The organism is Raskinella chloraquaticus (SeqCode), assembly GCF_021731865.1.
Lineage (GTDB): Bacteria > Pseudomonadota > Alphaproteobacteria > Rhizobiales > UBA4765 > Raskinella > Raskinella chloraquaticus.
This window is the reverse complement of sequence record NZ_JAKFWN010000006.1, coordinates 138,692-150,880: the sequence shown is the minus strand read 5'-3', so window position 1 is coordinate 150,880 and position 12,189 is coordinate 138,692. Positions and strand designations below refer to the sequence as shown.

Below are 12,189 nucleotides of genomic sequence, written 5' to 3'. Positions count from 1 at the left end.
CGCTTGCATCATTTTTCTCTCCCTTGGTAGATGACATCTTATTGTTCTTGTTTTGTTCTTTTGTCAAGTGACAGAGAAAAACAGTAGATAACGCCTTCATTCAGAACGTATTTTTCCATCCAGCAAGGAGACGCGGCGGTCCATTTGCGCGGCGATATCCATGTTATGGGTGGCAATCAGCGCCGCCAGAGAACTGTTGCGCACCACGTCACGCAGCGTGTGGAACACGTCCTGCGCAGTTTTCGGATCAAGATTGCCGGTCGGCTCATCGGCAAGCAGGATTGCCGGTCGGTTGGCGATGGCCCGCGCAATGGCGACGCGCTGCTGTTCGCCGCCTGAAAGCTCGCCGGGGCGATGGTGGAGGCGCTTGGCCAGCCCCAGCATCGCCAGCAATTCATCGGCCCGCAGCCGCGCCCGGCCAATCTCTTCGCCGGCAATCTGCTGGGCGAGAACCACATTTTCGCGCGCCGAGAATTCCGGCAGGAGATGATGGAACTGATAGACAAATCCAATGCGATTGCGCCTGAGCCGCGTCCGTTCGCCGTCGGCCAGTCGCGCGGTTGCGACGCCATCAATCAGAACATCCCCGCTATCGGGGCGCTCCAGCAATCCGGCCATATGCAGCAGCGTCGATTTACCCGCGCCTGATGGCGCCACCAGCGCCACGATCTCACCTGCCGCAAGGCGCAGGCTGGCGCCATCAAGAACGGTGAGCGCGCCAGACCCTTGCGCGTAGCGGCGCACCACATCGGTGATGATCAGGGGGGCGATCGCCGTCATTCGTAGCGCAGCGCGTCAATCGGATCGAGCGCTGCTGCCCGCCATGACGGGTAGAGCGTCGCCAGCAGAGACAGGGTGAGCGCCATGCAGATAACGGCAACCGTCTCACCGCGGTCGATATCGGCGGGAATCTGGGTCAGAAAGCGCACCGTCGGGTCCCACAGATTGGTGCCCGACGCCCAGGAGACCGCATCCTGGATGGACTGGATGTTGGCGCAGACGAGAAGGCCAAGCGCCAGACCGCCAAGCGTGCCGACCACACCAATCGAGGCGCCGACAATCAGGAACACGCGCAGGATCGTCCCGCGCGTTGCGCCCATGGTGCGCAGGATGGCGATGTCATGGGCCTTGTCCTTCACCAGCATGATGAGGCCGGAGATGATGTTGAGCGCTGCCACCAGAACGATCAGCGTGAGGATAAGGAACATCACGTTGCGCTCGACCTGCAGCGCATTGAACAGCGCCCCGTTGCGCTGGCGCCAGTCACCGACATAAATCGCGCGCTCGACCGCGTTGTTAAGCCCCTCGCGGACCTCGTTGAGCCGGTCGGGATTGCTGGTATAAACCTCGATCGCCGTCACCCGTTCCGGTTGATTGTAGAACGCCTGCGCTTCGCCAAGCGGCATGAAGACGAGCACCGTATCAAGGTCCGACATGCCGATTTCGAAGATCGCCTCGACGGGATAGGTTTTGCGCCGAGGTGTCGCACCAAACGCCGTGCGCGGGCCGTCAGGTCCAAGCAAGGTCACATTATCCCCGACCTGCACCCCCAGCGCATTGGCCAGCCGCCGGCCGATGACGATGCCGCCGCGCTCCTCGAAGCCTTCCAGCGTACCCGCCCGCACATTGCCGCTGATGCCGGGAAGCTGCCTGAGTTCAGCCTCGCCAACCCCGCGCACCAGCACGCCCGAGCCAAGCCCGGCAGCCTGCCCGCTGGCAAACCCCTGCCCTTCGACAAACGGCACGACCTGGGTCACGCCCTTGACCTTCCTGAACTGCTGAACAATCTCGTCGTAATCCGTAAAGGGCTTGTCGATGGGCTGCACCAGCAAATGGCCATTGACGCCAAGAATTTTCGACGTCAGCTCCTTGCGAAAACCATTCATCACCGCCAGCACGATGATGAGGGCCGCCACGCCCAGCAGGATACCGACAAAAGAAAATCCGGCGATCACCGAGAAGGCACCTTCCTTGCGCCGTGCCCGCAGGTAACGCCAGGCAAGCAACCACTCGAATGCCGCGAAAGGTGAGGTCTTGCGGCCATCCGCCTCGCGCGCCGGCACCATTGTGGCAGCGGCCATCGTCATTGCGTCAACCTGGCAAGCGCGCTCTCGACGCTCAGAGTGTGGCGCTGGCCGCTGCGCCGCTCCTTCAGTTCGACCTCGCCACTGGCAAGCCCCTTGGGGCCAACGATCACCTGCCAGGGAATGCCGATGAGATCAGCGGTCGCGAATTTTCCGCCCGGCCGCTCCGCGCTATCGTCGACGAGGCTCTGCTTGCCCGCTGCGCCGATCGCCTTTTCGACGGTGGCACAGGCTGTGTCGGTTGCCACATCACCCGCCTTCAGATTGAGGATCATGACATCAAAGGGCGCGACCGCATGCGGCCAGATGATGCCGTCCTTGTCATGATTGGCCTCGATGAGGGCGGCAACCAGACGCGTCGGCCCGATGCCATAAGACCCCATATGGAGCGGTGATTTGCTGCCATCTCCCGCCGTGACGCTCAGTCCCATCGGCGCGGAATATTTGGTGCCGAAGTAGAAAATATGGCCGACTTCGATGCCGCGCGCCGACACGCGGTCCACCACGCCGATCTGCTCGTAGGCTTCCTTGTCATGCATTTCCGACGTCGCCGCATAGGCGCTGGTGAAGCGCCCGACGATTGCCTGCAGGCCGGCAACGTCCTTGTAATCGACCGTGTCAGGCGGGGTGGCGAGATCGAGATAGCTGCGATGGCAGAATACCTCCGACTCACCCGTTTCCGCCAGAATGATGAATTCATGGCTGAGATCGCCGCCGATCGGTCCGGTATCAGCCCGCATCGGGATGGCGGTTAAGCCCATTCGCGCGAAAGTGCGCAGATACGACACGAACATGCGGTTGTAAGAATGGCGCGCGCCTGCCTCATCGACATCAAAGGAATAGGCGTCTTTCATCAGAAATTCGCGGCTGCGCATGACCCCGAAACGCGGGCGCACCTCGTCGCGGAACTTCCACTGGATGTGATAGAGAATTTTCGGCACATCGCGATAGGACTGGGCGGAGGCGCGGAAGATCGCCGTGATCATCTCCTCATTCGTCGGCCCATAAAGCATGTCCCGGCCATGACGATCAGCAATGCGCAGCATTTCCTGCCCGTAATCATCATAGCGCCCCGATTCCTTCCACAGCTCGGCCGATTGCAAGGTCGGCATTTTGAGCTCGATGGCGCCCGCGCGATCCTGTTCCTCGCGCACGATCTGCTCAACCCGCGCCAGAACCCGCAAACCGAGCGGCAGCCAGGTATAGCTGCCCGCCGCTTCCTGTCGGATCATGCCCGCACGCAGCATCAGCCGGTGCGAGACGATTTCGGCTTCCTTCGGTGTATCTCGCAGGATCGGGAGATAGAATTCGCTCAGGCGCATGCGCGGGATCTCTTTCATGAATCGATACAGCGTTTGTCGATCAAGCGCACCCGTGGGCGAAACGCAAGCCTGACCGGCTATTCTTTGCTCTTGACGTCATGCAATCGACATAGTGACAAGCGGTCAGGAATGCGCTAAGTTTCGGTCACTCGAAAGGGGGCAATGCCGCGCTCGTGAGCGCAGCGTCCCATCAAGTCGAGGGAGGAAACCGGGCCGACGCACGTCAGTGCATAAGAGCTTGGATAAAGGTTGGGCGTGAAAGAAGAGCGTAGAGTGCGTTAGCCCCTCGGGCATGGCGCGTAAAGCGACGAAATTGCGTAACTTTGCAAGGCCGAGAGGCCTTGTTTTGTTTTGTGGACACACGTTCGACCCTTAGCTGGCAAAAATCCGAAAATGGATCGCCAGCCACACGACAAAAAGAATAATCGCCGCCAGGACGCTGGTGATCATCGCCTTGCGCAGCAGAAGTGGCCTGATGGGCGCTGCAGCCTCGCTGCCGGGCACCACCGCCCCGTCCTCGGCCTGCGAGCGAACGCCGAAGGGCAGAACAGCAAACAGAATCGTCCACCAGATGACGAGATAAAGACCAAGAGCGATGCGCCAGCTCATCGTCTCATACCTGTTCAAGCTCGACGAGGGTTCCGCAGAAATCTTTTGGATGCAGAAACAGCACCGGCTTGCCATGAGCGCCGATTTTTGGCGTTCCATCCCCCAGCACCCGCGCGCCCTGCCCTTTCAGCTGATCGCGCGCCGCAAGAATGTCATCAACTTCATAGCACACGTGATGAATGCCGCCTTCGCCGTTGCGCTCCAGAAATTTCGCAATCGGGGAATTCTCGCCGAGCGGTTCAAGAAGCTCGATCTTGGTGTTCGGCAATTCGATGAAAACGACCGTCACCCCGTGTTCGGGCTGGGCAAGCGGCGCGCTCATCTTGGCGCCGAGTGTATGACCGTAAACAGCCATCGCCTCCGCCAGACGAGGAACCGCAATCGCCACATGATTAAGCCTGCCGATCATACCGCCTGACCTCACCTCTCCAGAAGATGCTGATTATACGATGACCACCAGCACGTGGCACACCGGCTTTTTGCCCCATTCCTCGTTGACCGCCGAGCGTACCGCACGCGCAATCGCGTCCTCGACTGCCGCTGCATCCTTACGACGACTTTTGGGCAGCCGCGTCACCGCCTCGACTGCGGCTTCCGCAACGACATCTTCCATGTCTTCATCCGAAAGACCGGCCTCCGGCACTCCGGTCAGCGCAATTTCCGGATCTCCCATCATCTCGCCCTTGGACGACATGGCAATGGCAATCGACACCACGCCGGAAAACGCCAGACGGCGACGCTCGGCAACCACCGGGCTGTCGCTTTCGGAAATGAGCAACTGGCCGTCTTTCAGCAGCCTGCCGCTTGGCACCTTGTCGATGATCGCCACGGGACCGGGCGCGAGGTTGAGCATCAGCCCGTTGCGGGCCCGATCAAAACTGTCATAGCCCCATTCGCGCGCGAGCCTTGCGTGCTCGCCCAGATGCAGCGCCTCGCCGTGAACCGGAACGACCGTTTTCGGCTTGATCGCCTCATAAAGCTCGCGCATTTCATCCGTGCGCGGATGACCCGACACATGCACCATATGGGTGCGGTCGGTGATGAGTTCGACCCCCTGGTTGACCAGCCCGTTCTGCAGCGCGCCAACGCCGCGCTCATTGCCGGGAATGGTACGCGAGGAAAAGATCACGCGGTCACCCTTCGACAGCGCGACATGCGGGTGCTCGCCGCGCGCCACGCGCGCCAGCGCCGAGCGCTCCTCGCCCTGACTGCCCGTCATCAGCGCCAGGCAGTTTTCGCGGGGCAGATAACCGAAGGCATCCATGCCTTGAAAGGGTGGCAGATCGGCAAGATAGCCAAGCCCGCGCGCAACGCGAATATTGCGCTCAAGCGCCCGGCCAATGACAACAATGCTGCGCCGCGCCGCAATACCCGCCCGGGCGATCTGGTCGATACGTCCGATATTCGAGGCAAACAAAGTGACCGCCACGCGCGCCGGCGCCTCGCGAACCAATGTTTCCAGCACCTTGCCGACATCAGCTTCCGATGGCGAGCGCCCCTGGCGCACCGCATTGGTTGAATCGCCAATAAGCACGTCGACGCCGTCGCGCGCCACGGCTTCAAAGCGCTCGATCTCGGTGCGCTCGCCCAGGGGCGGCGTCTGATCAATCTTCCAGTCGCCCGTATGGATGACATTGCCGGCCTTGGTGCGGATCGCCAGCGCGTGACTTTCGGGAATCGAATGGGCAACCGGCAGGAATTCAACATCGAACCCTGCGATTTTCACCCGCCCGCCAGCCGCAATCACCTTGAGCGGCAGATCAGGCGCGCCGCGCTCTTCCTCGGCCTTTGCCGTCAGCAGGCCGGCGGTGAACGGCGTGCAGTAGATATCACATCCCAGCCGCGGCCACAGATCGAGCAGCGCACCGATATGGTCTTCATGACCATGGGTCAGGACAATGGCGGTAAGCTGGCGTTTGCGCTCTTCGATGAAGCGCGTGTCGGCCATCAGAACGTCGATGCCTGGAAGGCCCGCCCCCTCGCCGAAGGTGACACCGCAATCTACCATCAGCCAAGAAGTCTTATTTCCCTCCTTCAGACCGTAAAGCGCCAGATTCATCCCGATTTCGCCGACACCGCCGAGCGGGACGAACAACAATTGCGCATTAGACAAAGACAGGAACTCCTGGCAAATCGATTATTTAAAAAAGGGATTTTGCGGCCGCCGATGCGGCGGAATAAAGGGGCCCGGGATAGAGGGCAAAGAGCACAACGAAGGCACCACTGACGCCCAACACCAGCTTGACCTCGGAGGGAACCGGGCCAAGCGACTGTTTTACCTCATCAAAATACATGATTTTGATAATGCGCAAATAGTAGTAGGCACCCACAGCGCTGGATAGAACGCCAATGATCGACAAAGCGTAAAGCTTCGCCTCGATGGCTGCAAGGAAAACCAGATACTTGCCAAAAAACCCGGCGAGTGGCGGCACGCCGATAAGCGAGAACATCATCATGGCCAGGATAAACGCCATCATCGGGTTGGTCTTCGACAAGCCAGCCAGATCCTCGACGTTTTCGATCATGCCCTGCGGGCCACGCATCGCCAGCACGCAGGCAAAGACCCCGAGCGTCATGAACAGATAGATGAGCATGTAGACGAGGACACCCTCGATCCCAGCCGACGTGGCGCTCGCCAGGCCAACGAGTGCAAAGCCCATATTGGCGATGGATGAATAGGCAAGCAGGCGCTTGATGTTGGATTGGCCGATTGCCGCAAAGGCGCCAAGCAACATGGAAGCGATGGCAATGAAGACCACCACCTGCTGCCAGGCGGCGATCGCCTGGGGGAAAGCGCCGATCATGACGCGGGTAAAGAGCGCCATGGCGGCAAACTTCGGTGCGGCCGAGAAGAATGCCGCAACCGGTGTCGGCGCGCCCTGATAAACATCCGGCGTCCACATGTGGAACGGCACAGCCGATACCTTGAAGGCAAAGCCGGCGATAAGGAAAACCAGTCCGAAAACCAGCCCGAGCGGTGGCCGCGCCCCTTGCGTGACGGCGGCGGCAATGCCTTCGAACGCCGTCGTGCCGGTGAACCCGTAAACGAGCGAGGCGCCATAAAGCAGAAGCCCGGACGAAAGCGCTCCCAGTACGAAATATTTGAGCCCCGCTTCGCTGGAGCGCGCATTGTCGCGATCAATGGCGGCGATGACGTAAAGCGACAGCGACATCAGTTCCAGCCCGACATAGACCGCCAGCAGGTCATTGGCCGAAATCATCATTCCCATGCCAACGGAAGCGAGCACGACGAGGATCGGATATTCGAAATGGACGACCTTGATCTCGCGAAAGTAGGTGCGGCCAAGAATGATCGCCACTGCACTGGCAATAAAGCTTGCCGATTTGACGAAGCGGGCAAAGCCATCGAAGACAAAACCGCCTGAAAAGATGATGATACGCTCATCGGGCAGGCTTTCGACGATCAGTGCCGCCAGGACCAGCAGCCCGACCGACAGCGCGGTGATCAGGTCGCCCGCGCGCTCGCCACGCACCGCCCCCAGCATCAGCAGCAGCAAGGCCCCCAGGGCCAAAACACCTTCCGGCAGAGCCGGCCACAGGCTGGAAAATTCACCCAGGCTTTGCATGGTTCACGGCACTCCGTCAGTAGGCCGCAAGAAGCGGCAGGCCGGTTTTGACGGCAAGATGGGTGTTGAGCAACAGCGCCTTCACCGACGCAGCGGTGATATCAAACACCGCGCTTGGATAAATGCCAAAGCCGATCACCAGAACAACCAGCGGCGCCAGCACCAGGATTTCCCGCGCTGTCACGTCGTTCAACGCGGCAAGGGACGGCTTTTCGAGCGGTCCGAAGATCACGCGCCGATAAAGCCACAGCGCGTAGCAGGCCGAGAGAATAACCCCGGTGGTCGCAAACACGGCGACCCAGCTATTGGCAATGAAAGCACCCGTCAGCGACAACACCTCGCCAACAAAGCCTGACGTGCCCGGCAGGCCGACATTGGCAAGGGTGAACACCATGAAGAAGACGGCATAGACCGGCATGCGATGGACAAGCCCGCCATAGGCGTTGATCTCGCGGGTGTGCATGCGGTCATAGACAATGCCAACGCACAGGAAAAGCGCGCCCGATACCAGCCCGTGCGACAGCATCTGGAAGAGGGCGCCCTGCAAACCCTGTTCAGTGAAGGTGAAAATGCCGATCGTCACGAAGCCCATATGAGCGACGGAGGAATAGGCAATCAGCTTCTTGATGTCATCCTGCATCATTGCCACCAGCGAGGTGTAGATGATGGCAACGCAGGACAGCGCAAACACCAGCGGCGCGAAATTGGCGGATGCATCCGGCAGCATCGACAGCGAGAAGCGGATGAAGCCATAGCCTCCAAGCTTCAGCAAGATACCCGCCAGGATGACCGAACCCGCGGTCGGCGCCTCGACATGCGCATCGGGCAGCCAGGTATGGACCGGCCACATCGGCATCTTGACGGCAAAGGAGGCGAAAAACGCCAGCCACAACCAGGTTTGCAGATTGAGCGGGAAATCATATTTCAGCAGCTCGACAATGTTCGTTGTCTGCGCCGTCCAGTACATCGCCATGATCGCAAGCAGCACCAGGACGGAGCCTAGAAACGTGAAGAGGAAGAATTTGAAGCTCGCATAGACGCGCCGCGCGCCCCCCCACACACCGATGATGATGAACATCGGGATGAGCGTTCCCTCGAAGAAGAGGTAGAAGAGGACAAGATCGAGAGCGACGAAAACGCCGATCATCATCGTCTCGAGCACGAGGAAGGCCACCATGTATTCAGCCACGCGCTTGTCGACCGATTGCCAGCTCGCCAGAATACAAAACGGCATGAGAAACGTTGTCAGCACCACAAACAGCATCGAAATGCCGTCAACACCGACGCGATACGACATCAGCCCGCCAAACCACGGCTTCGTCTCAAGAAACTGGAAGCCGGCTGATTTGGTATCAAACCCGGTCCACAGGGTGAGCGAGACAAGGAAGGTGATGAGCGTCGTCCACAAGGCGATGTAGCGCGCATCGCGTCCCAGCGCCGCCTGGTCATTGCCGCCGCGCAGCAGCCAGCTCGCCACGATCAGTGCGCTCCCGATCAGAGGCAGCACAAGCAGAAGGGTAATGACCGGCCAGTTCATCGTGCGCCCCCGGCGAACATGTACCAGGTGAGCAGAGCGGTGATGCCCATCAACATGGCAAATGCATAATGATAGAGAAATCCTGACTGCAGGCGCACCACGCCCCGTGTCACATCCATGACGCGCGCTGCCACGCCATCGGGGCCAAAACCGTCAATGAGCCAGCCATCCCCCTTCTTCCACAGGAAGCGGCCAAGCCAGCGTGCCGGCTGCACCAGCAGGAAGTTGTAGATCTCGTCGAAATACCATTTGTTGAGGATGAAACGGTAGGCAACCGGCTGGGCTGCCGCGAGTTTTGCCGGCAGATCAGTCCGCGACATGTAAAACAGCCAGGCAAGCCCGAAGCCGGCTATCATCATGACCGTCGGCGCCAGCTCCACCCACAGCGGCGCGCCATGAATGTCGTGCAGCGTGTGGTTATGATCGGACAGGAACAGGCTCTTGCGGAAGAAATCAGCCACGCCGTGATCATCGCCGAACTGGCGCATGAACACCATGCCGGCAACAACCGCGCCCACCGCCAGCACCATCAGCGGCACTGTCATCGTCAGCGGGCTTTCATGGACATGACTTTCGACATCAGCCGTCATGCGCGACTTGCCGTGGAAGACCAGGAAAACCAGTCGCCACGAATAGAATGACGTCATGAAGGCGGCGATGACCAGGAGCGCGAACGCATAGCCTGCCGCAGGCCCATGTCCGACGAATGTGGCGCCGATGATCGCATCCTTCGAGATGAAGCCGGCAAAGCCGATGCCCGATAATGGCAGGCCGAAGCCGGTGAGCGCCAGCGTGCCAATCGTCATCATCCAGTAGGTCAGAGGGATGCGCTTGGCGAGACCGCCCATATGGCGGATGTCCTGCTCGCCCGACACGGCGTGAATGACACTGCCTGATCCAAGGAAGAGCAATGCCTTGAAGAAGGCATGCGTAAACAAATGGAAGATCGCCAGCGAATAGGCACCAACGCCTGCGGCCGCAAACATGTAGCCAAGCTGCGAACAGGTCGAATAGGCGATCACCCGCTTGATGTCGTTTTGCACCAGGCCGACGGTCGCGGCGAAAAACGCCGTCGACGCGCCCACAATCGTGATGATCGACAGGGCGGCCGGCGCCTGCTCCATCAGCGGCGACAGGCGGGCCACCATGAAAACACCGGCCGTCACCATGGTTGCGGCATGGATGAGGGCTGACACCGGGGTTGGCCCTTCCATGGCATCAGGCAGCCAGGTGTGGAGGAAAAGCTGGGCTGATTTGCCCATGGCGCCGACGAAGAGCAGGAGGCAACAGCAAGTGAGCGCATCGACGTGCAGCCCGATGAAGACGAAGGGCTTGCCGGCAAGCGCCGGCGCATTGGCAAACACCGTATCGAAGGCGACCGAGCCAAAGAGGACGAAGACGGCGAAAATACCAAGAGCGAAGCCGAAATCGCCAACGCGGTTGACGATGAAAGCCTTCATCGAGGCGTCATTGGCGCTTCTCTTGTTGAACCAGAACCCGATCAGCAGATAGCTCGCCAGCCCCACCCCTTCCCAGCCAAAGAAAAGCTGGATGAAATTGTCGGACGTCACCAGCATCAGCATGGCGAAGGTGAAGAGCGACAGATAGGCAAAGAAGCGCGGCCGGTGCTCGTCATGCGCCATGTAGCCGATGGAATAAAGGTGGACGAGTGCCGAGACGGTGTTGACCACCACCAGCATCACGGCAGTCATCGTATCAACCCACAACGCCCAGTCGGCAACGAAATTGCCGACATGAATGAAGCGCAGCAGGCGCACGTGATAACCCTGCCCGCCAAAGCCTACCTGAAAGAAAACAATCCACGACAGCAGGGCTGACACCATCAGAAAACCGGTGGTCACCAGTTCGGCAAAGCGCGCGCCCGGCGCCGCCGCATGATGAGCGTCATGGCCGTGATCATTGGCAGCACTCATCGGCGCTGCACCATGGTCGTCGTGATCAGACCCGTGACCTCCATGGCCGGCCCCGGCGGGAATGCTCATGCGCCGCCCGATCAGCGTCACCGCGCCGGCAATGATGAAACCCAGCAATGGCAGGAAGACGATGGCCGAAATCATCAGGCTCAACCCTTCATCTGGCTGACATCCTCAACCGCGATCGAGCCGCGGTTGCGGAAGAAGGTGACGAGAATGGCAAGGCCGATGGCCGCTTCCGCGGCTGCGACCGTCAACACCAGCAGCGCGAAAACCTGGCCGACCAGATCGCCAAGAAATGCCGAAAACGCGACAAAATTGATATTGACCGCAAGCAGCATCAGCTCGACCGACATGAGAATGATGATGATGTTCTTGCGGTTGAGGAAAATGCCGAAGACGCCGAGCGTGAACAGCACAGCGGCAACCGACAGAAAATGACTCAGTCCGATCTCCATGTCCGCCCCTCAGATCCCTGCCCGGCTTGGCACTTTGCGCACCTCGATGGCGGTTGCCGGATCGCGCGCGATCTGTGCCGCGACGTCCTGGCGCTTGACGCCTTCCTTGTGGCGCAACGTCAGCACGATGGCGCCAACCATCGCCACCAGCAGCACAAGGCCGGCTGCCTGAAAGTAGTAGATGTACGTCGTGTAAAGGATACGCCCGAGTGCGGCCGTGTTATCGGCAATCGCCAGCGTCGGCGTTGGTGTCGTGCGCAGCGCCGCGACTTCCGGCGCAACCACCCATGAGCCGACAACCAGCAGGATTTCAACCAGCAGAACAAGACCGATCAGAGCCCCAATCGGCAGATACTGCAAAATGCCCTGCCTGAGTTCGGTAAAATCGACGTCAAGCATCATCACGACGAAGAGGAACAGCACCGCCACCGCACCGACATAGACGACGATCAGGATCATCGCCAGAAACTCGGCCCCGAGCAGCACAAAAAGCCCCGCCGCATTGACGAAGGCGAGGATCAGAAACAGCACCGAATGCACCGGGTTACGCGATGATATCACCATCATCGCCGATGCAACCAGCACCGCGGACAGCAGGTAGAAAAAGAAAATTGCCAGCGTCATTTATCGCTGCCCCTGCTCATGTGTCGCGCCCCTC

11 protein-coding genes are annotated in these 12,189 nt (G+C 60.0%); all 11 read right to left on the bottom strand.

What is annotated here, in order from left to right:
- Window positions 1–96: 96 nt before the first annotated feature.
- A complete protein-coding gene (locus tag ACINK1_RS03575) occupies window positions 97–780 on the bottom strand; it encodes an ABC transporter ATP-binding protein (RefSeq protein ID WP_376802491.1) in 684 nt (227 codons plus the stop codon).
- Window positions 777–2,087 (bottom strand): lipoprotein-releasing ABC transporter permease subunit, encoded by a 1,311-nt coding sequence (locus ACINK1_RS03570; protein ID WP_376802490.1) that lies wholly within the window; start codon window positions 2,085–2,087, stop codon window positions 777–779. Before ACINK1_RS03570 ends, ACINK1_RS03575 begins: the two co-directional genes overlap by 4 nt.
- Window positions 2,084–3,406, bottom strand: coding sequence for a proline--tRNA ligase (proS, locus tag ACINK1_RS03565; protein WP_376802511.1), 1,323 nt, complete (start codon window positions 3,404–3,406; stop codon window positions 2,084–2,086). The genes ACINK1_RS03570 and proS overlap by 4 nt, the downstream gene beginning before the upstream one ends.
- A gap of 372 nt (window positions 3,407–3,778) precedes the next feature.
- Window positions 3,779–4,015, bottom strand: a complete 237-nt coding sequence (locus ACINK1_RS03560) for a DUF1467 family protein (protein WP_376802489.1) — start codon at window positions 4,013–4,015, stop codon at window positions 3,779–3,781.
- Window positions 4,016–4,019: 4 nt separating this feature from the next.
- Window positions 4,020–4,424 (bottom strand): methylmalonyl-CoA epimerase, encoded by a 405-nt coding sequence (mce, locus tag ACINK1_RS03555; RefSeq protein ID WP_376802488.1) that lies wholly within the window; start codon window positions 4,422–4,424, stop codon window positions 4,020–4,022.
- Between the two features lie 33 nt (window positions 4,425–4,457).
- Window positions 4,458–6,074 (bottom strand): ribonuclease J, encoded by a 1,617-nt coding sequence (locus ACINK1_RS03550; protein WP_376802510.1) that lies wholly within the window; start codon window positions 6,072–6,074, stop codon window positions 4,458–4,460.
- Between the two features lie 82 nt (window positions 6,075–6,156).
- Entirely contained in the window at window positions 6,157–7,602 is a 1,446-nt protein-coding gene (gene nuoN / locus ACINK1_RS03545) for an NADH-quinone oxidoreductase subunit NuoN (RefSeq protein ID WP_376802487.1), read from the bottom strand.
- 16 nt (window positions 7,603–7,618) lie between these two features.
- Window positions 7,619–9,139 (bottom strand): NADH-quinone oxidoreductase subunit M, encoded by a 1,521-nt coding sequence (locus ACINK1_RS03540; RefSeq protein WP_376802486.1) that lies wholly within the window; start codon window positions 9,137–9,139, stop codon window positions 7,619–7,621.
- Window positions 9,136–11,217 carry an NADH-quinone oxidoreductase subunit L gene (nuoL, locus tag ACINK1_RS03535; protein WP_376802485.1) on the bottom strand — a complete coding sequence of 694 codons (2,082 nt, stop codon included), beginning with the start codon at window positions 11,215–11,217 and terminating at the stop codon, window positions 9,136–9,138. Before nuoL ends, ACINK1_RS03540 begins: the two co-directional genes overlap by 4 nt.
- A gap of 5 nt (window positions 11,218–11,222) precedes the next feature.
- On the bottom strand, window positions 11,223–11,531 hold the full coding sequence (nuoK, locus tag ACINK1_RS03530) for an NADH-quinone oxidoreductase subunit NuoK (protein WP_376802484.1): 309 nt from the start codon (window positions 11,529–11,531) through the stop codon (window positions 11,223–11,225).
- A 9-nt stretch (window positions 11,532–11,540) separates the two neighbouring features.
- Window positions 11,541–12,155 (bottom strand): NADH-quinone oxidoreductase subunit J, encoded by a 615-nt coding sequence (locus ACINK1_RS03525; RefSeq protein ID WP_376802483.1) that lies wholly within the window; start codon window positions 12,153–12,155, stop codon window positions 11,541–11,543.
- Between the last annotated feature and the right edge of the window lie 34 nt (window positions 12,156–12,189).